This window comes from Cryobacterium sp. SO2, from assembly GCF_026151165.2.
GTDB lineage: Bacteria > Actinomycetota > Actinomycetes > Actinomycetales > Microbacteriaceae > Cryobacterium.
On record NZ_CP117849.1, the window covers coordinates 1,840,567 to 1,860,602 of the forward strand.

General features: G+C 68.9%; 20 protein-coding genes. 13 read left to right on the forward strand and 7 right to left on the reverse strand.

Annotated features, from left to right (window positions below):
* Positions 1–36: 36 nt before the first annotated feature.
* Complete coding sequence (locus BJQ94_RS08465; RefSeq protein ID WP_275875587.1) at positions 37–1,578, reverse strand: HNH endonuclease signature motif containing protein; 1,542 nt, start codon at positions 1,576–1,578, stop codon at positions 37–39.
* Between the two features lie 143 nt (positions 1,579–1,721).
* Positions 1,722–2,219, reverse strand: coding sequence for a hypothetical protein (locus tag BJQ94_RS08470; RefSeq protein WP_265398247.1), 498 nt, complete (start codon positions 2,217–2,219; stop codon positions 1,722–1,724).
* A gap of 147 nt (positions 2,220–2,366) precedes the next feature.
* Here BJQ94_RS08470 and BJQ94_RS08475 point away from each other — a divergent pair, with 147 nt between their 5' ends.
* Positions 2,367–3,143 carry a lysophospholipid acyltransferase family protein gene (locus tag BJQ94_RS08475; RefSeq protein WP_265398248.1) on the forward strand — a complete coding sequence of 259 codons (777 nt, stop codon included), beginning with the start codon at positions 2,367–2,369 and terminating at the stop codon, positions 3,141–3,143.
* A gap of 7 nt (positions 3,144–3,150) precedes the next feature.
* Here BJQ94_RS08475 and BJQ94_RS08480 read toward each other — a convergent pair whose 3' ends face one another.
* The gene (locus BJQ94_RS08480; RefSeq protein WP_265398249.1) at positions 3,151–3,702 is read right to left on the reverse strand and encodes a flavin reductase family protein; all 552 of its coding nucleotides are present in this window, start codon (positions 3,700–3,702) and stop codon (positions 3,151–3,153) included.
* 70 nt (positions 3,703–3,772) lie between these two features.
* Between BJQ94_RS08480 and hisD the strand changes: the two genes are divergently transcribed.
* Genes hisD through BJQ94_RS08495 form a run of 3 tightly spaced genes read left to right on the forward strand, consistent with a single transcriptional unit; the run spans position 3,773 to position 6,643 of the window.
* The gene (gene hisD / locus BJQ94_RS08485) at positions 3,773–5,092 is read left to right on the forward strand and encodes a histidinol dehydrogenase (RefSeq protein WP_265398250.1); all 1,320 of its coding nucleotides are present in this window, start codon (positions 3,773–3,775) and stop codon (positions 5,090–5,092) included.
* A 12-nt stretch (positions 5,093–5,104) separates the two neighbouring features.
* The gene (nrdR, locus tag BJQ94_RS08490) at positions 5,105–5,593 is read left to right on the forward strand and encodes a transcriptional regulator NrdR (protein ID WP_265398251.1); all 489 of its coding nucleotides are present in this window, start codon (positions 5,105–5,107) and stop codon (positions 5,591–5,593) included.
* Between the two features lie 6 nt (positions 5,594–5,599).
* Entirely contained in the window at positions 5,600–6,643 is a 1,044-nt protein-coding gene (locus BJQ94_RS08495) for a quinone-dependent dihydroorotate dehydrogenase (RefSeq protein WP_265398252.1), read from the forward strand.
* Here the strand turns inward: BJQ94_RS08495 and BJQ94_RS08500 are convergent.
* On the reverse strand, positions 6,640–7,686 hold the full coding sequence (locus BJQ94_RS08500; RefSeq protein ID WP_265398253.1) for a phosphatase domain-containing protein: 1,047 nt from the start codon (positions 7,684–7,686) through the stop codon (positions 6,640–6,642). The genes BJQ94_RS08495 and BJQ94_RS08500 overlap by 4 nt on opposite strands.
* Before the next feature lie 204 nt (positions 7,687–7,890).
* Between BJQ94_RS08500 and BJQ94_RS08505 the strand changes: the two genes are divergently transcribed.
* The 5 genes from BJQ94_RS08505 to BJQ94_RS08525 all read left to right on the forward strand — a co-directional run bounded on the left by BJQ94_RS08505 (position 7,891) and on the right by BJQ94_RS08525 (position 11,913).
* A complete protein-coding gene (locus BJQ94_RS08505) occupies positions 7,891–8,550 on the forward strand; it encodes a TetR/AcrR family transcriptional regulator (protein ID WP_265398254.1) in 660 nt (219 codons plus the stop codon).
* Positions 8,551–8,706: 156 nt separating this feature from the next.
* Positions 8,707–9,555, forward strand: coding sequence for an ATP-binding cassette domain-containing protein (locus BJQ94_RS08510; protein ID WP_265398255.1), 849 nt, complete (start codon positions 8,707–8,709; stop codon positions 9,553–9,555).
* A complete protein-coding gene (locus tag BJQ94_RS08515; protein ID WP_265398256.1) occupies positions 9,552–10,229 on the forward strand; it encodes an ABC transporter permease in 678 nt (225 codons plus the stop codon). The genes BJQ94_RS08510 and BJQ94_RS08515 overlap by 4 nt, the downstream gene beginning before the upstream one ends.
* The gene (locus tag BJQ94_RS08520; protein WP_265398257.1) at positions 10,226–10,945 is read left to right on the forward strand and encodes an ABC transporter permease subunit; all 720 of its coding nucleotides are present in this window, start codon (positions 10,226–10,228) and stop codon (positions 10,943–10,945) included. Before BJQ94_RS08515 ends, BJQ94_RS08520 begins: the two co-directional genes overlap by 4 nt.
* A 41-nt stretch (positions 10,946–10,986) precedes the next feature.
* The gene (locus BJQ94_RS08525; RefSeq protein ID WP_265398258.1) at positions 10,987–11,913 is read left to right on the forward strand and encodes an ABC transporter substrate-binding protein; all 927 of its coding nucleotides are present in this window, start codon (positions 10,987–10,989) and stop codon (positions 11,911–11,913) included.
* 86 nt (positions 11,914–11,999) lie between these two features.
* Here BJQ94_RS08525 and BJQ94_RS08530 read toward each other — a convergent pair whose 3' ends face one another.
* Together BJQ94_RS08530 and BJQ94_RS08535 are read right to left on the reverse strand one after the other, a co-directional pair.
* Entirely contained in the window at positions 12,000–12,956 is a 957-nt protein-coding gene (locus BJQ94_RS08530) for a M56 family metallopeptidase (RefSeq protein ID WP_265398259.1), read from the reverse strand.
* 6 nt (positions 12,957–12,962) lie between these two features.
* Positions 12,963–13,370 (reverse strand): BlaI/MecI/CopY family transcriptional regulator, encoded by a 408-nt coding sequence (locus tag BJQ94_RS08535; RefSeq protein WP_265398260.1) that lies wholly within the window; start codon positions 13,368–13,370, stop codon positions 12,963–12,965.
* Positions 13,371–13,462: 92 nt separating this feature from the next.
* Between BJQ94_RS08535 and BJQ94_RS08540 the strand changes: the two genes are divergently transcribed.
* Genes BJQ94_RS08540 through cydC form a run of 4 tightly spaced genes read left to right on the forward strand, consistent with a single transcriptional unit; the run spans position 13,463 to position 19,309 of the window.
* Positions 13,463–14,872, forward strand: a complete 1,410-nt coding sequence (locus tag BJQ94_RS08540; RefSeq protein ID WP_265398261.1) for a cytochrome ubiquinol oxidase subunit I — start codon at positions 13,463–13,465, stop codon at positions 14,870–14,872.
* A gap of 9 nt (positions 14,873–14,881) precedes the next feature.
* Positions 14,882–15,886, forward strand: coding sequence for a cytochrome d ubiquinol oxidase subunit II (gene cydB, locus BJQ94_RS08545; RefSeq protein WP_265398262.1), 1,005 nt, complete (start codon positions 14,882–14,884; stop codon positions 15,884–15,886).
* Between the two features lie 5 nt (positions 15,887–15,891).
* Entirely contained in the window at positions 15,892–17,547 is a 1,656-nt protein-coding gene (gene cydD, locus BJQ94_RS08550) for a thiol reductant ABC exporter subunit CydD (protein WP_265398263.1), read from the forward strand.
* Positions 17,540–19,309 (forward strand): thiol reductant ABC exporter subunit CydC, encoded by a 1,770-nt coding sequence (gene cydC / locus BJQ94_RS08555; protein WP_345893492.1) that lies wholly within the window; start codon positions 17,540–17,542, stop codon positions 19,307–19,309. The genes cydD and cydC overlap by 8 nt, the downstream gene beginning before the upstream one ends.
* Positions 19,310–19,313: 4 nt before the next feature.
* Here the strand turns inward: cydC and BJQ94_RS08560 are convergent, their stop codons facing one another.
* Complete coding sequence (locus tag BJQ94_RS08560) at positions 19,314–19,967, reverse strand: DedA family protein (protein WP_265398264.1); 654 nt, start codon at positions 19,965–19,967, stop codon at positions 19,314–19,316.
* Positions 19,968–20,036 lie beyond the last annotated feature (69 nt).

Below are 20,036 nucleotides of genomic sequence, written 5' to 3' on the forward strand. Positions count from 1 at the left end.
TTGTCGAGACCTGGTCAGCCGACGGGTCATCGCGGGTCAGAACGGCGGGTTCTCGGGCACCGGAGCCGACGGGCGCCGCTTCGGCCGGTGCCGAGGCATCAGATAGGTGTTGTCGGCGGGGCGCTTCCGGGTCTTCGGGCCCGTCGCCGGCGGCAGCGGCCGGGGTGGTCCCATCGGGTTGGCCGGGTCGGTGCGGTAGCTGCGGTTGCCGGGTGAGGTCCAGAGCAGGATCCCGCCGGGTTCCTGGGTAACCCGCCACTGGGAGAGGTGTTTGAGTCGGTGGTGGGGCTCGCAGAGGTGGGCGAGGTTGTCGCTGTCGGTTCCGCCGCCGTCTGCCCAACCCTGGGTGTGGTCGACGTCGCTCCTGACGGCGGGGCGGGAGCAGCCCGGGAATCGGCAGGTTTCGTCGCGTATCCGGAGCCATTTCTTCATGGCCTTGGTGTTCTTGTACTGGGTTGTGCCGAGGGAGAGCACCACCCCGGTCTCGGGGTGGGTGAGCAGCCGGGTGAAGGTGGGAGCGTGCGCGGCGATCTCCCGTGCGGCCTCGGGTGAGATCGGCCCGTAGCCCTCGAGGGAAGCGGGCTCCTCGTCCAGGCCCAGCAGGGTGAACACCGATACTGTCACCATCACGGTGCCGCGAATCCCGGCGCCCAAGCCGTCGGGCGTGATGCCGTCCAGCAGGAGAGCGCGGGTGAGGTCGGCTCGAAGCTGGTCGCGAGAGCGCTTCTTCTGCTCCTCATCCGCGTCGGCGGCCGGCGCTGTGCTCGAGGACGCCGGTTCGCCGGCCTTTTTCAGGTTCACGGCCATCGAGTCGATGCGGTCGTAGGCGGCTGTGGTGTCGTGGGCGGTGCCGTACCAGTGCAACCAGCCCATCCCATCCGGTGCGGCCTCCCAGTATGTGCGGCGTTCGGCGAAAGCGTTCGTGGTGCGGGTCACGATCGATTCCGGATGCTGCCTCTCCCGCAGCCGGCGGGCCTTGTCGGTGAACCGTCCCAGCGGCATCGTCTTCGCGGCTGGGAGGACGGCTTCTTCGAATGCGGCCTGGTCTTCGTCCGGCAGGGTGCGCATCTGGTCGACGAGCGCCAGGGCGTGCCGGTGGCTGATCTCCCCGGCGGAGAGGGCCTCGAAGGTGGCCGGGGCGCACATCAGCCAGAGCGACTGGTCCAGCATTCGTTCCACCGTGCGCTCGGCCACGCGCAGGAGGCAGGCGGTCTCGCTCACGATGGTGCGGCGGGCCACGTCCCGGTCGTCCCAGCGGCTGTAGGCGGCGGCGCGGGCCTGGTCCTCGGTCATGCTGGCCGCGTCCAGGTCGGACTGCCGGATGCTCTCCGGGTTGCCGTGCAGCCGGGAGGAGACTTGCGGGTCTTCGCTCCAGCACTGCAAATCGACGAGGAGTTCGGCCTGCCGGGCCTGCGCCTGGGCGATGGCGCGGGCTTCGGCCGCGATCAGTTCGGTGCGGCGGACCAGCTCCGTGCGAACGAGTTCGTCCAGGGCTGGGGTGGATCCAGGTGGAGCGGACTCCGGAGAGTGATGGTCATCATCCGGAGCGGGCGGTGGTGCCTGGTCGGGGTTACTCATAGTGAGATCGTCTCACCTACCACCGACACTCAACCCGCCCGTCGGGGCACCCGGGAGCACGCATCCGCGAGCCGTGAGAAGAGCCCCAAAACCCGCGCGATTATGGGGCTTAACTCACGGCTCGCGGAACTGGAGCGAGGGGGTCAGCGGAGGATTTCCACCATCAGGACCCAGGCGTCGAGCATCGAGCCGATCACGGTCAGGAGAACGCCGGCAGCCACCAGGAAGAGGCCGACCGACCCGCCGGCGACGACGAGCAGCAGGCCGCCCAGCACGAACGGGAACAGCTGGAGGGCTGCGGCGGTGAGGTAGAGGGAGAGGGAGAGCCGCGGAGCCTGGGCGTGACGCATCCGGTGGTTCAGCGAGACCGTGTGCAGGGCGATCGCCGGAACGAGCGCGACCAGTATCTCGAAGCCGAGCACCGGCGCGGGCTGGCCGGGGACCAGCAGGAGCCCGCCCGTGACCACCACGAGCACGAGAGAGCCGACCGCCGCCGCTGCCCGGGCCGGCAGCCCGGGGAGCGCGAGGATCTCCTTGATATTCACCGAGAGCGCCACCATGACGAGGCCGGCCAGCGCCGCGGCCGCGCCCGCCATCGCCACGGCGAAGTCAGTCCAGCCTGTCGTCAGGGTGGCGTCCATGCGCATCCTCGAACCTTCTCGATCGGATGCGCACACGATAGCGCGGAGACCAGATCGGCCCCATCGCCGGGTGCGTTCGCCGAGAATCAGGACGAACGGCCTGCATCCGGCCAGCCCGTTGACAGCCTGGGGCCATACGCTGGAGCCATGAGAGCACCAGCCAGGGAACCGATCTACAGCACGGCCATCACGGCCGGACGAGCCGTCTTCGGCCTGTTCCGGCTGCGACCCTCCGTGACCGGTCTGACGAACCTGCCGGATGCCGGGGGAGCCGTGCTCGCGATCACCCACTTCGGGTACGCGGACTTCGCCCTGGTGGAATGGATGACGTGGCGCAAGAACCGTCGGCACATTCGCTTCATGGCCAAGAAGGGCGCCTTCGACAAGCCTCTCGTCGGTTGGCTGCTGCGCGGGATGCGGCATATCAACGTGGACATGACCGCCGGCGCGCAGGCCTATGCCGACGCCGTGCGGGCGCTGAGCCTCGGCGAACTCGTCGGCGTCTTCCCCGAGGGCGGCGTCAACGCGTCATTCACCGTGCGCGACCTGAAGACCGGGGCCGCCCGGATGGCCCAGGAGGCCAACGTGCCCATCATCCCCATTGCCGTGTGGGGCGGTCACCGGCTGCTGACCAAGAACCACAAGCCGTCCCTGCGGGAGGCCTACGGCGCCCCGATCGGCTTCGCGGTCGGCACCCCGATCCAGGTGGGCGCCACCGACGACCCGCAGGCCGTGACGCTGGCCCTGCACGGCACCCTGCAGACCCTGGTCGACGGACTGCAGGCACGCTACCCGGTGCCGGGTGCCGGCCGCTGGTGGCAGCCTGCGCACCTGGGCGGCACCGCGCCGACCCCGGCCGAGGCCGCCGCCACGGAAGCGGAGCGTCAGCTGCGCAAGGCCGCCGCCCGGGCCGCTGCCGGTTAGGACCTCGCTAGAGCGTCTCGCCCAGCGCCCGATAGCGACGCTCATGGTAGATCAACGCCTCGTCGTCCTCGCCGAGGCCGCCTTCCTCGATCTGCACCACGACGACGGCCGCATTGTGCACGCTCACCCGCTCCACGATCCGGCCGACCATCCAGGAGGTCACGTCGTTAAGCACGGGTAGCCCGTGCGGGCCGACCCGCCAGTGCTCTCCCACGAACCGTTCGGTGTTGGGCCCGGCGAGCTTTTCGGCCAAGGCGCGATTACGCAGGCCGAGCAGGTGGATGACCACCCTCTCGGTCTCGTTCACGGCCGGCCAGGAGCTGGCCGACTTCGCCATGTTGAAGGTGGCCAGCGGCGGCACCGCCGACATCGACGCGAGGGACGTGGCCGTGAAGCCCACTGGCATCCCGTGCGCATCCAGGGCGGTCACAACGGCGACGCCGGCCGCGTGCCGGCGGAACGCGTTCTTGAACGCGGCCAGGTCGGCCGGAGCGTTCGGATCGGTGTCGAGCGACGACGCGCGGGGAAGTTCGGCCGGTGCGGTGGAACGTTCGTTCATAGTGGTGCCAATCGTCTCAGCTACCAGCCTATTCCCGTGTGCTCCCGGTTCTTGGATAGGCTGGAGCGACATGATCCAGACGATTGACCTTCGAGGAACGCGGCCTGCTCCGGCCGATCTTTTGGCCGCAGTGCCCCGGGCGCTCACCAGCGTCACCGTCGCCAGCGACGTCGCAGCCGAGCTGATCGACGACGTGCGTGCGCGTGGCGAACTGGCCCTGCTCGACCAGGCCGAACGCCTCGACAGAGTGCGTCCTGAGCACGTTCGCGTTCCGGCCGCCCATGTCGAGGAGGCCCTCGCTGCCCTCGACCCCGCGGTGCGCACGGCCATCGAGGAGACCATCCGCCGGGTGCGCCTCGCCAGTGCGGCGCAGGTGCCGCCCCTGGTGACCACCACCATCGCCGACGGCGCGGAGATCGTGCAGCGCTGGCGCCCGGTGCAGCGGGTCGGCCTGTACGTGCCGGGCGGAAAGGCCGTCTACCCGTCCAGCGTCGTGATGAACGTCGTGCCCGCCCAGGTGGCCGGGGTCACCTCCATCGCGCTCGCGTCACCGCCGCAGAGCCACTTCGACGGACGCGTGCACCCCACCATCCTCGCCGTGGCCGGTCTGCTCGGCGTCGACGAGATCTACGCCATGGGCGGCGCCGGTGCCGTCGGCGCCTTCGCCTACGGCGTGCCCGGGCTCGGCCTGGACCCCGTCCAGCTCGTCACCGGCCCCGGCAACGTCTACGTCGCCGCCGCGAAGCGCCTCGTACGCGGCGTCACCGGGATCGACTCCGAAGCCGGCCCCACCGACATCCTGGTGATCGCGGATGCCGCAGCCGACCCCGCCTTCGTCGCCGCCGACCTGGTCAGCCAGGCCGAGCACGACGAACTCGCCGCCGCCGTGCTCGTCACCGACTCCGCCGACCTCGCCGCGGCCGTCGAAGCCCTCCTCGACACCCTCGCCGTGACCACCACCCACTCCGAACGGGTGACGGCGTCGCTGAGCGGTTCCCAGTCCGCCATCGTGCTCGTCGACGACCTCGAGCAGGCCGCCGCGTTCAGCAACGCCTTCGGCCCCGAGCACCTCGAGATCCAGACCAGCGACCCCGACGCCGTGCTCGCCCACATCGACAACGCCGGCGCCATCTTCCTGGGCCCGTACGCGCCGGTGAGCCTGGGCGACTACGCGGCCGGCTCCAACCACGTTCTCCCCACCGGGGGACAGGCCAGGTTCTCCGCCGCGCTCGGCGCTTACACCTTCCTGCGCCCGCAGCAGGTCGTGCGTTACAGCCGAGACGGCCTCGCCGGCGTAGCCGACCACATCCTGGCGCTGTCCGCCGCTGAGGCGCTGCCCGCGCACGGCGACGCGGTCAGCGCCCGCTTCAGCACCCCCGCGGAACGGTAGGCTCGACCCACAATGTATTGCCCGTTCTGTCGTCACCCCGACTCCCGTGTCATCGACTCGCGCACCAGCGACGACGGGTTGTCGATCCGCCGCCGCCGGCAGTGCCCGGAGTGCGGTCGCCGCTTCAGCACCACCGAGACCGCCAGCCTGAACATCATCAAGCGCAGCGGCGTCGTTGAGCCCTTCAGCCGGGAGAAGATCGTGTCCGGCGTGCGCAAGGCCTGCCAGGGTCGACCGGTCACCGACTCCGACCTGGCGATGCTCGCGCAGAAGGTCGAAGAGACCATCCGGCAGACCGGCGCGTCGCAGATCGAGGCGAACGACATCGGCCTGGCAATCCTCGCCCCGCTGCGGGAGCTCGACGAGGTGGCCTACCTGCGATTCGCCAGCGTCTACCAGGCTTTCGATTCCCTCGAGGACTTCGAGAGCGCCATCTTCCAGCTCCGCACCGAGCACGCCGCGGCCGCCGCGGTGGATGCCGACGCTGAGCCCGATCTCTAGGCTCCCGTGTACCCCACCCTCTTCAAGCTCGTCCTCACCCGCATCGACCCTGAGCAGGCCCACCACCTGGCCTTCGAGGTCATCCGCTGGCTGCCACGTCTGGGCCTCGGACCGCTCGCGCACAGTTTCACCCGGCCGCGCACCGACATCGGTGTCGACACCCTCGGATTGCACTTCGACTCTCCGTTCGGTGTGGCCGCGGGCTTCGACAAAGACGGCCACGCCGTCATCGGGCTCGGTCGGCTCGGCTTCGGCCACGTCGAGGTGGGAACCCTCACCGCCATCGCCCAGCCGGGCAACCCCAAGCCACGCCTGTTCCGCCTCATCCCCGACCGTGCCGTGATCAACCGCATGGGCTTCAACAACGCGGGCGCCGCGGCCGCCGTGGACAGGCTCACCCGGGTGCGCGCCACCCGGTCCCGGCCCGTGCTGGGCATCAACATCGGCAAGAGCCGGGTCACGGCCGTCGAGGACGCCACCGACGACTACCTGGTGAGCGCCGCCGCGCTCGCGCCCATCGCCGACTACCTGGTGGTCAACGTGAGTTCGCCCAACACGCCGGGGCTGCGCGGTCTGCAGGAACTCGACCAGCTCGCCCCGCTGCTGCGCGCCGTGCAGGCCACAGCCGGCGGCACACCGCTCCTGGTCAAGATCGCCCCCGACCTCACCGACGACGAGGTCACCCGCATCGCGGGGCTCGTGGTGGAGCTGGGCCTGGACGGCATCATCGCCACGAACACCACCATCAGCCGTGATGGCCTCCGCACTCCCGCGGCCGTCGTGGACGCCGCCGGCGCCGGCGGACTCTCCGGCGCTCCACTGAACGCCAGGTCGCTCGCGATCCTGCGGCTGATCCGTGCCACCGTGCCCGCCGAACTCTGCGTCATCTCGGTGGGCGGCGTTGAAACGGCCGAGCAGGTCGCCGAACGTCTCGCCGCCGGCGCCACCCTCGTGCAGGGTTACACGGGGTTCCTGTACCGCGGTCCGCTCTGGGCCAGGCAGATCAACCGCGGCCTCGACCGGTTGCTCGCCGGTCGCCCGACGCGCTAGTCGGTCGGTCCGGGCAGCCCAGGGTCGGTGATCAGGCCGAGCTCTGCCAGCTGCTCGGCGAGGCTCGCCCCATCCGGGCCGTAGACCCAGAGCGAGTCTGGCTTGGCCGGCGCGGTGTCCTTGGCCCGGCGCCCCGCCAGCACGGCCTCACTGGGTGAGAGCCGGCGGATGGCGACGGCCGCGACGCTCTGCGGGAACTCTTGCTGGAATTCGCTGTAAATGGCCTCGTCGTGCTGGCCGTCGTCGCCGACCAGGATCCACTGCATGTCGGGGAACTCCTGGGCGAGCCGGCGCAGGTTCTCGCGCTTGTGTTCGCGACCGCTGCGGAACAGCCTGTCGTGGGTGGGGCCCCAGTCGGTGAGCAGGAGCGCCCCGGCCGGGTAGAGGTTGCGGGAGAGGAACCGGCTCAGCGTCGGCGCGACGTTCCAGGCGCCAGTGGACAGGTAGATCACCGGTGACCCCGGGGTGGCGTCGGCGAGGCGGTCCAGCAGCACGGCCATGCCGGGCGTGGGTACGCGGGCATGCTCGTCGAGAACGAAGGTGTTCCAGGCGGCGAGCAGGGGGCGGGGGAGAGTGGTGACCATCACGGTGTCATCTACGTCGGAGATGATCCCGCGACGCACCTCGGGGGCCACCACGAAGACGGGAGCCTCGACGGCCCCAGACGCCTCGGTGTGCAGGTGCGCCGTGTGCCAGCCCGGCTCCAGGCTCACCTGCATGACGGTGTCCACGACTCCGCCGCGGTCGGCCTGCACCCGGTGCGCGGTACCGCCGATGTCGATCGTGACGGTGACGTCGTTGACCGGCACGCTGGTGAAGCTGCGCCAGCCCCTGATGCTCGCATCCCGCCCGATGAGGCGTCGTTTCGTGCGGGCGCCGGCCTTCACGGGCTTGGCCAGCAGTACCCGGCAGAGGATCCGCACCCGCTCGGGAGTGCCGTAACCGGTGTAGGGGATGATCACGGGCAAGTGTCCGCGTCGTCTGGCGAACTTCTCCCGTTTCTCGTGCAGCCAGTCCTCGATGCGGGCAGCCCGATGCATCATCCGTGCAGGATTCAGCGGGGCGGCGGCCGAGGCGGGGAACTTTGACACACCTCAGTCTCTCATGCGTCCGCGCCGCCTCCGCGCTGTGTGCAGCCGAATGCGACCCGCCCGGGTCGGCAGGGCCTGCTCCGTTTGGGGGGTGTCTTCTGTGCGTGTCGCCCGGCCGGGGCCTCTAGGATTGTGACTTATATTCAAGGAGGACACGTGGCGCTGATCGACCTATTCGGTGAAGACTCCGGTGCACAGGGCCGGCAGGTCCGCACCGAGCCCATCCAGCAGCGCAGCGCCGCCCGATTGAGCGCTCTGCTCGATGCCGCCGCCGAGGTTGTCGACGAGGTGGGTTTCGACCGCATCACCACGGCGATGGTGGCCGAACGCGCCGGCGCCTCCATCGGCACCGTCTACCGCTACTACCCCGACCGCGTCGCCGTCCTCGAGGGACTGCGGGAGCGCGCTGTGCTGCGTTTCCGCCAGCGAGTGGCCGACAACCTCAAGGCCACCCAGCCCGCCACCTGGTGGGAAGCCGTCGACTGCGGCATCACCGCGTTCGTCGACCTGTACCGGGCCGAGCCCGGCTTCCGCATCCTGCACTTCGCCGACAGGGAACGCGCCCAGTCGAGCACGCCCGACCAGCTGGACACCGGTTTCTTCGCGCACCAGATCGCCGCCGTGCTGTCGGAGGAATTCGGGCTCTCCGGCGGGCCGGACCTCATCTTCCGCCTCGAAGTGGCCGTGGAGATGGCGGACTCGCTGCTGTCGCGGGCGTTCACCTGGAACACCCAGGGCGACGAGCGTTTCATCGCCGAGTGCCGCCGCATCATGCACGACTACCTCGTGGGCTACTACGGCCCGGACGCCGGCTGAACTTTTTCGGTCATGTAGCGGCAATCCGCTTTGGTTCTGGCTCCGAAGAATGATTGGCTGGTCATCCGTACTTGCCGACCCAGCAGGTGCCGACCCCGCACTCACTGAAACCCGGTGAGCCGGGCGTCTAGCCCGCTTCGAGGAATGAGCCCAGCGATGATCGAGTTCCGTTCCGTCAGCAAACGATTCCCCGACGGCACCCTCGCTGTCGAGGACTTCAGCCTCGTGCTGCCCTCGCACAAGACCACGGTGCTGGTCGGCTCCTCAGGCTCCGGCAAGACAACCCTGCTGCGCATGATCAACCGTATGGTCGACCCCTCCAGCGGTTCGGTCGAGATCGACGGTGAAGACATCGCCACGCTGCCCCCGGTGAAGCTGCGCCGCGGCATCGGCTACGTGATGCAGAATTCCGGACTCCTGCCGCACCGCACCGTGGTGGACAACGTCGCCACCGTGCCGCTGCTGCGCGGCACGCCCAAGCGCCAGGCCAGAGCGGATGCGTTGACCATGCTCGACACCGTCGGCCTGGACCGCAGCCTCGCCGACCGTTACCCGAGCCAGTTGTCCGGCGGCCAGCAGCAGCGTGTGGGCGTGGCGCGCGGCCTGGCTGTGAACCCGAACATCCTACTGATGGACGAGCCCTTCGGCGCGGTCGACCCGATCGTGCGGGCCGAACTCCAGCAGGAGCTGGTGCGCCTGCAGAAAGACCTCGACAAGACCGTGGTCTTCGTCACCCACGACATCGAAGAGGCCTTCCTGCTCGGCGACCAGATCGTCATCCTGCGGGAGGGCGGCCACATCGCCCAGGTCGGGTCGCCCGCCGACATCCTGGCCCAGCCGGCCGACGACTTCGTGGCGATCTTCGTCGGCGCCGACCGCGGTCGCCGTGCCCTGCACATTGAGCGGCACGGCGACGAGGACGTCGTCGTGGACAGCGACGGCCGCCTCGCGGGCGTCCTGAACGACCGCGCTGCGGCCGAAGCCCGCCCTGAAGGCGCTCGATGACCTGGGTCCTGGCGAACCTTGGCCTGATCTGGGCGCGCACACTCGACCATGTCGTGTTGAGCCTGCCCCCGATTCTGCTCTGCTTCGTCATCGCCGTGCCACTGGGCTGGCTGGCCCGCCGCTACCGGATCAGCCGGGGCGTCATCCTCACCGGCGCCGGCCTGCTCTACGCCGTGCCATCGCTGCCGCTGATCCTGTCGCTGCCTGCTGTCATCGGCACGGCCCTGCGGTCTCCGCTTAACGTGATCATCGCCCTCACTCTCTACGGCGTCGCATTGATGGTTCGGGTGGTGTCCGATGGCCTCGACTCGGTGGATGCCGACGTGCGCCAGTCCGCGTCCGCGGTGGGCTATTCGGCCTGGTCGCGGTTCTGGCAGGTGGAGCTACCCCTGTCCGGCCCCGTCCTGCTGGCGGGAATGCGCGTCGTGGCGGTGAGCACAGTGAGCCTGGTCACGGTCGGTGCTGTCATCGGCGTGCAGAGCCTCGGCAGCCTCTTCACCGACGGATTCCAGCGCGGGATCCAGGCCGAGATCATCGCCGGGCTCGTTGCGACCGTGCTCCTGGCGCTGGTCTTCGACGGTGCCCTGGTGCTGCTCGGGCGCATCCTGATGCCCTGGACGCGCAAGGCGCCTCCCGCCCGGGTGAGCGCACCGATCGAGGTGAGTGCCGCGTGAACCTCTTCGCCAGCGCCATCGCGTGGATCCTCGACCCGGCCAACTACGTCGGCATCAACGCCATCCCGCTCCGCCTCGGGCAGCACATAGTCTTCTCCCTCGTCACTGTGGTGATAGCGTCGGCCATCGCGATCCCGCTGGGGTACCTGATCGGGCACACCGGCCGCGGCCGCGGTCTCGCCGTGACCACATCCGGCGGCCTCCGTGCCATCCCGACACTGGGCCTGCTCACCCTCGTCGCCCTGTGGGTGGGGATCGGGGTGGTCGCCCCGTACGTGGCCCTCACCGTTCTCGCGATCCCGCCGATCCTGGCCGGCGCCTACACGGGGTTCGAGGCGATCGACCGGCGCACCATCGACGCGGCCCGCGCCGTGGGAATGAGCGAGCTGCAGATCGTGCGCAAGGTGGAGGTTCCGCTCGGCCTGCCCCTGCTGATCGGTGGGCTGCGTTCTGCGACCCTCCAGGTGATCGCCACGGCGACGCTGGCGGCCTACGTGGCAGACCTGGGCCTGGGCCGGTACCTGTTCGCAGGGTTGAAAACCCGCGATTACGCGGAGATGCTGGGCGGGTCGATACTCGTCATCCTGTTGGCATTGGCACTCGAGGGAATCTTTGCGCTGATCCAGAGGTTTGTCGTACCACGGGGTGTCTCCGGGCGCCTCGGCACCAGAACCACCCCCACGCTTCGCACCGGCGGCCGCACAGCCGCACGGTGACACATCTACCGAACCATCGGTACCTGAGGAAGGACAACAGCATGTTCACAATCACACGAGGCCGGCTCGCGCTTGTCAGCGCGGTCGCGGTTGGGGCAGTCGTAGCCCTTGCAGGGTGCGCGTCCGGAGATCCGCTGGACGAGGGAAGTAGCAGCTCCCAGGGATCCGACACGCTCGTCGTCGGATCGCAGGATTACTACTCCAACGAGATCATCGCGGAGATCTACGCGCAGGCGCTGGAGAACGGCGGCTTCACGGTCGACCGCCAGTTCCGCATCGGACAGCGTGAGGCCTACCTGCCCGAGATCGAGTCCGGCTCGATCGACGTGTTCCCCGAGTACACCGGCAGCCTGCTGCAGGCACTGCAGGCCGACGCCGCCGGCGGAACGGCCGACGAGACCTACACCGAACTGGAAGCGGCCCTGCCGGACGGCCTGAGCGTTCTGGACATGGCTGACGCGACGGACCAGAACTCCTGGACCGTGACACAGGCCTTCGCCGACACGTACAACCTCACCGACATCGCGTCGCTCACCCAGGTCACGGAGCCGATCACCGTCGGCGGCAACTCCGAGCTGGAGACCCGTCCGTACGGACCCACCGCGCTCAAGGAGAAGTACGGCATCAATATCGCCGGCTTCACGCCCGTCGAAGACAGCGGCGGACCGCTGACGGTCAAGGCACTTGTCGACAACAAGATCCAGCTCGCCAACATCTACACGGCGGATCCCAACATCGCGTCGAACGACCTCGTGGCCCTCGATGACCCCGACGGCCTGTTCTTCCCCGACAACGTCGTGCCCGTCGTCTCCGACAAGGTCGACGACTCGGCCGCCGAGATCATCAACGCGGTCAGCGCGGCCCTGGATGCCGACACCCTCGTCGCCCTGAACGCCCAGAGCGTGAACGAGCAGGCCGCGGCCGACACCATCGCGACGGACTGGCTCACCGAACAGGGCCTGATCTAAGCAGCTCCGCACCTCGCATCACCGCACCTCGCATCACCGCATGCCGAATGGCCCCGTCACCACGACGGGGCCATTCGTGTCTGCGGCTACCGGGTCGTGACCAGCAGGGCCAGCGGGAGCAGGAGCAGCACGGCTGTGGCCGAGAGGGCCAGCGCGCGCGCAGCAGGGCCCAGCGCGGGAACGTCGCCGAGCAAGCGGTTCACGCGCGGACCCACCAGATCAGCGGATGACGTGTCGTCGAGCACGCCGGCGGCCGCCCGCGGCGACTGGGTGCCGGAGACCTCGTCCAGATGCGCGGTGCCCACCAGTGCGATCGCTTCGGCCAGCGTGCGGTCATCCACTTCCAGCCTGGCCTGGTCGTCCGCCATCATCTCCACCAGGAGCGCCACCGCGTTCTCCGCCCGGTTGGCGATGGGGAACCAGCGCAGTGCACTGTGCCAGGACTTGAACGCCAACAACACCAGGTGGTGCTGTTGGCGCAGGTGGGCGCGCTCGTGAGCGACGACGCCGCGCAGCTGACCGGCATCCAGCAGGCTCAGCAGGCCCCTCGACAACACTGTGGCCGAGCGGGTGCCGCCGGGCAGGCAGTAAGCGATCGGTGCGGCATGGTCGATCACCCTCGTGCCCTCGTGGTCGTTCGGCAGCGGGTCGCTGAGCAGACCGATCAGGGTGTGGTGCCGCCGGCGCTGACGCTCGGCGCGGATGAACGTGGCGCTGAGGTTGAGCAGCAGGTGCGCCGCGAGGATCACGGCCAGACAGAGCGCCATCATCCCGGCCAGAGTGGCGCCGGTCGGCAGGGTGCCCGCCGCGACATGCCCGGCCACAGCCACCAACGCGGTCACGGGCGTGGCGCCGAACGGGATCAGGCCGAACACCAGCAACGAGCCGATCATCGAGATTCCGCCGGCCAGGGCGATCGACTGCCACAGCGCCAGCGCGAGGCCGGGGGCGCGGGGCGGCCACGCCGCGCCGGCGAGCAGGATGGGGACGGGCCAGGCCAGGACGATGGCCAGCACCATCAGGCCGAGGGCCGTGGTGAGCACGCGGATCTACGGTCTGGCGCCGGCGCTAGACGGGCCGGTAGTGGCCGGCGCGACGCTCTCCAGCAGGGCACGCAGGGTCTGCGCTTCCTGGGGGCTGACGTTGCCGATGAACCGGGCCAGGGTGGCGGTGCGGTCGCTCGTCGTGCCCAGAACCTCGTGCATGAGCTCTGCGGTGTGCTGGGCCCTGGAGCTCACGGCCGTGTACCCGTGCGGCCGGCTCTCCCGGTCGCGGGTGACGAAGCCCTTGTTCTCCAGACGAGACAACACCGTGAGCACGGTTGTCGTGGCGAGCGGCTTCGCGCCGGTCGCAGTGGGATCCAGCAGTGCGTCGCGCAACTCGTTTGCGGTCAACGGGCGCTCTGCCGACCAGAGCAGGTCCATCAACAGTCTCTCGAGCACGCCCAAACTTCCCATGGGAAAACTTTATCAAGCGAAACTGCTGTTTCTACCGAACGTAGAATAGTAGTCTTCTACGACACGTAGAAAACTCAGGTCCTGGAGGGCATATGAACGAGTGGCTTGATCCGTTACTCCTGTCGCGTTGGCAGTTCGGTTTGACGACGGTCTACCACTTCCTGTTCGTGCCCCTCACCATCGGCCTTGTCACCACCGTGGCGATCTTCCAGACCGCCTGGTACCGCACGAACAAGGCCAAGTACCTGCAGCTCACCCACTTCTTCGGCAAGATCTTCCTGATCAACTTCGCTATGGGCGTCGTGACCGGAATCGTGCAGGAGTTCCAGTTCGGCATGAACTGGTCGGACTACTCCCGGTTCGTCGGCGACGTCTTCGGGGCACCGCTGGCGTTCGAGGGGATCACGGCGTTCTTCCTCGAGGCCACCTTCATAGGCCTGTGGATCTTCGGCTGGGACAAACTCCCCAAGGGCTTGCACCTGGCGACCATCTGGCTCACCACAGTGGGCAGCATCGCGTCGGCGTACTTCATCATCGCGGCCAACGCCTTCATGCAGAACCCCGTCGCGTATCAGATCAACGAGGTGAAGGGGCGGGCGGAGCTCACCAGCATCGGCGAGCTGCTCACCAACCCGATCGCCCTGGCCGCGTTCCCGCACACGATCTTCGCTTGTTTCATGGTCTCGGCCGGCCTGATCATCTCGGTCGCGGCCTGGCACCTGAGCCGCAACCAGCACCTCGAGACCATGCGCCCCGCGCTCAAGTTCGGCCTGTGGATGATGGTCATCGCCGGCGCCCTCACCACCCTGATGGGCGACCAGCTGAGCCTGGCCATGGTGCAGGCGCAGCCGATGAAGATGGCGGCGGCCGAGGCCATGTACCACACGGCCACCGGAGCCAACGCCTCGTTCTCGATCTTCACCCTCGGCACCCCTGACGGCGTCAGCGAACTCTTCTCCATCCGCATCCCGTACCTGCTGTCGTTCCTGTCCACGCACACCTTCGACGGCACCGTCGAGGGCATCAACAACCTCCAGGAGCAGTACGTCCAGCTCTACGGCCCCGGCGACTACTCGCCGATCATCTGGGTCACCTACTGGTCGTTCCGCTGGATGATCGGGCTCGGCATCGCGCACATCCTCGTGGCCGTCGGCGGCCTGTGGGTGACCCGCAAGGGTCGCAGCCCCAAGACCTGGATCTGGAAGATCGCGATCTGGTCGTTCCCGCTGTCGCTGCTGGCCATGAGCGTCGGCTGGGTGTTCACCGAGATGGGCCGCCAGCCCTGGTTGGTCTTCGGCCTGCTGAAGACGGCGGACGGCGTTTCGCCGAACGTCAGCGGCCTCGAGATCCTGATCTCCCTCATCGCATTCACCCTTCTCTACGGCGCCCTGGCCGTGGTGGAATTCCGCCTCATCCTCAAGGCCGTGCAGAAGGGGCCGGACGACGCTCCTGTGCCCGATCCGGTGTCCGGGGAAATCAAGCAAACGACCACGGTCTACTAGGAGCTCACGATGGAACTCAATATCCTTTGGTTCTGGATCATCGCGGCGATGTTCATCGGGTACTTCGTACTCGACGGCTTCGACTTCGGGGTGGGCATGTCCCTGCCCTTCCTCGGTAAGGACGACACCGACCGCCGCGTCCTCATCAACACCATCGGCCCGGTCTGGGACCTGAACGAGACCTGGGTCATCGTGGCCGGCGCGTCGCTCTTCGCGGCGTTCCCGGAGTGGTACGCCACGATGTTCAGCGGCTTCTACCTCGCGCTGCTGCTGATCCTGCTCGCGCTCATCGCCAGGGGAGTGTCGTTCGAATACCGGCACCAGCGGCCGGAGCTGAAGTGGAAGAAGTCATTCGACACCATGATCGTGGTCGGTTCCGCGGTTCCCGCGCTGCTGTGGGGCGTGGCCTTCGGCAACGTCGTGCGCGGTGTTCCGCTCGATGAGAACTTCAACTACATCGGCACCTTCTTTGACCTGCTCAACCCGTACTCGCTGCTGGCCGGCCTCACCACCCTGCTGCTCTTCTTCACCCACGGCGTGATCTTCGTCTCCACCAAGACCGAGGGCGACATCAGGGTGCGTGCCAGGGCGCTGGCCATCCGCTCCGGTCTGCTGACCATCGTCGTCGCGGCGTCCTTCCTGGTCTGGACCACCCTCGCCTACGGCACCCTCGCCTCCGGCATCCTCGCCGCCGTCGCGGCCGTGATGCTCATCGGCGCCTACCTGGCCAACCTGCGCGGAAACGAGCGCACGGCGTTCGGCCTGATGGCCGTCACCATCGGTTTCGCCGTGCTGACCCTGTTCGCGTCGCTCTTCCCCGACGTGATGCCGGCCAGCAACGACGTGGCCAACAGCCTGACCATCGAGAACGCCTCGTCGACCCCGTACACCCTGCAGGTGATGAGCTGGACGGCTCTGATCGCGGCTCCCGTGATCATCGGCTACCAGGGCTGGACCTACTGGGTGTTCCGCAAGCGGATCGGCCGGTCGCACATCGAAGCCGCCGTACACTGAACGGGATGCGTCCCCTCGATCCACGGCTTCTGAAGCACGCCACCGCCGCGCGCTGGTTCCTCCTCGTCGGCGCGGTCCTCGGCCTGGCCCAGACCCTCGCCGTCGTCGCGTTCGCGTGGCTGCTGAGCCAGAGCATCACCCTCGCCGTCGCCGGTGAGTCCCTGGACTCCCTGCGCACCACCGTGGCCGCGCTGGCCGCGGTGGTGGTGGTGCGTGCGGTGATCGTCTGGCTGCTCGAGGTGGCCGCCACGCGCGGCGCCGCCGCCGTGAAGAGCCAACTGCGCACCGCGGTCCTGGACCGGCTCGCCGAACGCGGGCCGGACTGGCTGGCCGGCCAGCAGGACGCCAGGGTGGCCACGGTGGTCACCAGCGGACTGGACGCCCTGGACAACTACTTCGCCCGGTACCTGCCGCAGCTGCTGCTGACGGCCATCGCCACGCCCATCCTGGTGCTGGTGATGCTCTGGCAGGACCCGGCGAGCGGCATCACCGTGATCATCGTGCTGCCGTTCATCCCGATCTTCATGATCCTGATCGGACAGGCGACGCAGACCGTGCAACGCCAGCAGTGGGACGCCCTGCAGCGACTCTCTGCCGGGTTCCTCGACGTGGTCGGCGGGCTCGCCACCCTCAAGATCTTCGGCAGGGACCGCCGCCAGGCGGCCCGCCTGACCGACCTCACCGACGAATACCGTGGCCGCACCATGACGGTGCTGCGGGTCTCGTTCCTCAGCGGATTCGTCCTCGAGCTGGCCGCCAGCCTCTCCGTGGCGCTGATCGCGGTGTCGATCGGTCTGCGGCTCGTTGACGGTTCCCTCCTACTGGGCGTTGGCCTGTTCGTGCTGTTGCTGGCCCCTGAGGCATTCCTGCCGCTGCGCCAGGTAGGCGCCCAGTTCCACGCGGCCGCCGACGGCCTCGCCGCCGCCGAAGAGGTCTTCGCGATCCTCGACGACGACGTCGCCCCGGTGCCCGCATCTGTCGTGGCCGCGCAACGACCGGCCGCGCTTCGACCGGCCGGGCGTCGACCTGAGCAGTTGAGTTTCGACGACGTCACCGTGCGGCGGGGAGACTCCACCACCATCGAAAGGTTCAGCCAGGACTTCCCGGCCGCACGGCTGAGCGTTCTCAGCGGCCCCAGCGGAGTGGGCAAATCCACCCTGATCGGCGCGCTGCAGGGCTTCGTGCCTTTCGACGGCACCCTCAGGCTCGGCACGGAGGCAGTGGCATCCGGAGACCGCCGCGACTGGCTGGCCTGGGCCGGACAACGACCGGGCCTCTTCGCGGGCACGGTGTCGGGCAACGTCGCCCTGGGCGCCACGGTCACCGACGACGCGCTGGTCACAACGGCCCTGCACTGGGCCGGTGCCGGCGACCTCGACCCTGGATTGCACCTCGGCGTCAACGGCGCCGGGCTCTCCGGCGGCCAGGCTCAGCGGGTCGCCGCCGCCAGGGCCATCTACCGGTGCCTGGCCCTGGACTGCCCGGTCCTCGTTCTCGACGAACCCAGTTCTGCCCTGGACAGCGCGGCCGAGAGCGACCTCATCGAGGGCCTCCGCACGTTGGCCGGCCAGGGCCGCATCGTGATCGTCGTCAGCCACCGGCCGGCCTTCGTGGAGGCTGCCGACCTCGTCGTGCGCCTGGAAGAGGTATCGCATGTCTGAGACCCGGACTCCCCGAACGACCCGAATGCCCCGCTCGACCTGGCTGCCCGTCATGGCCTCACGGTCCGTGCTCAGGCTGGCCCAGCCACCGGCTCGCCGCAGCCTGCCCGGCTTGGCCGCCGGTGTCGCGAGCGCGGCCAGCGCCGTGGCCCTCCTGGCCTGCTCGGCCTGGCTCATCACCCGTGCTGCAGAGATGCCGCCGATCATGTTCCTGGGAACGGCCGTCGTCGGCGTGCGGGCCTTCGCCCTCTCCCGCTCGGCCTTCAGATACCTCGAGCGGCTCCTCAGCCACGACGCGGCGTTCCGCCAGCTCGGCGCGTTGCGGCTGGGCATCTTCGCCAGGTTGCTGCCGCTGGCGCCGGCCGGCCTGTCCGAGACCCGGCGCGGTGATCTGCTCACCCGCCTGGTGCGGGATGTCGATGATCTGCAGGACCTTCCGCTGCGGGTGGTGCAGCCGCTGGCGACCTCCGGCCTGGTGGCCCTCTTCAGCGTGATCGGGGTCTGGCTGGTGCTGCCGGCGGCCGGCGTGACCCTCGCCCTGTGCCTCGTCGTCGCCGGTGTCGTGGGAACCCTCGCGTCTGCGGCGCTGTCCGCCCGCTCTGAGCGCGCCCTGGCCCCGCTGCGCGGTGCCCTGGCCGACGAGGTGCTCGAGGTCGTCGAGAACCTCGACGTGCTCACGGCTTTCGGCGCTCTCGACGCCCGCCTGAACAGGCTCAGGATCGTCGAGGACAGCTTGCGCAGGGCCGCCCTGCGGCGCTCTGTCGGCGCCGGGGTGCAGGCCGCGGTGATCTCGCTGAGCGCGGGTGCCGCAACAGTGCTCGCCCTCATCGCGGCCATCCCCGCCCTGGGCACCGGCGGCTTCTCCGGCCCGGCCCTCGCCGTGGTCGTTCTGGTGCCGATGGCCGTATTCGAGGTCTTCGCCATGATCCCGACCGCCCTCAGCGCCTGGCGCCAGGTGCGCTCGAGCGCCGAGCGCGTGGCCACGGCGGTACCCGAGCAGGTTCCCGCCGAGATTCCCGCCGAGATTTCCACCGAGTTTTCCACCGAGGGCGCGATGGCGAGCGTCCCCGCTGTCGTGGAGACCGGTGCCCCGCTTATCGAGCTCACCGGGCTCGGCGCCAGCTGGCCCGGTGCCGGGCAGCCGGCCGTTGCCGGCGTGACACTGCGGCTCGCCGCCGGTGATCGTGTGCACCTGGCCGGGGCCAGCGGGGCGGGCAAGACCACCCTCGCGCAGACCCTCGTGCGCTTCCTCGACTACACGGGCTCCTACCGGGTCAACGGGGTCGAGGCGCGGGACCTGGCACCGTCAGATGTGCGCCGCGTCGTGGGGCTCTGCGAACAGCGCCCCTGGCTCTTCGACGACACCATTCGGCAGAACCTGCTCTTCGCCAGGGACACGGCCTCTGACGACGACCTTCTCGACGTCCTCGACCGGGTCGGGCTCTCCGACTGGATGCTCCGGCGCGGCGGCCTGGATGCCAGGGTCGGCGAACGCGGAGCCCTCGTCTCCGGCGGCCAGGCACAGCGGATCGCCCTCGCCAGGGCCCTGCTCGCCGACTTCCCCGTGCTGATCGTGGACGAGCCGACGGCCAACGTCGACACCGGGCTGGGCGACAGGCTCGTGCGCGACATCCTGTCGGCATCTGCAGGCGCCGGCCGGGCCGTACTGCTCATCTCGCACACCCCGGTCCCGGCCGGGCTGATCAGCCGCACGGTCACCCTCAGGGCCAACGCCGGCCTGAGCCAGGGCGTCACCCCGTAGTCCTCTACTCCGGGGGAAGTTCCCGATCCATGAACCTGGCCTCACGGCGCTTCAGCCAGCGCTTGACGAGCACCACCACCACCCCGAACAGGGCGATCACGGCGACGAAAAGATACCCGGCGAAGTGCAGCCGGTCGGAAATATTGCGATAGCCCTCTGCGGCAGCCGCACCGACCGACACGTAGGCGAGCGTCCAGACCACACAGGCCGGCACCGTCCAGGCCAGGAAGGTGCGGTAGCGCATGGTGCTCATACCCACCGTGAGCGGGATCACGGAGTGCAGCACCGGCAGGAACCTGGAGAGGAACACCGCGATGCCGCCGCGCCTGGCGAGGTAGGACTCGGCGCCGGCCCAGTTCTTCTCACCGATGCGCCGACCCAGCCAGCTGCGCCGGATCCAGGGGCCGAACCGTCGGCCCAGGTAGAAGCCGATGCTCTCGCCGGCCAACGCTCCCAGGATCACCGCGACAATCAGACCGAAGTACTCCACCGGACCGTCCACAACCGTGCTGGCAACGATCACGATGGTGTCGCCGGGGACGACCAAACCGATCAGTACCGAGGTCTCCAGCAGCATGCCCACACCCGCGAGGATGGTGCGCAGCACGGGGTCGACGGCGCCCACGGCGCCCAGGATCCAGTTGAGTACGTCGTTCACCTCGCCAGCCTAGGCCGCAGCAGGAAATCCCGTTGAGCCGCGCACCGGGTACCTGCCACGGCTCCTGAC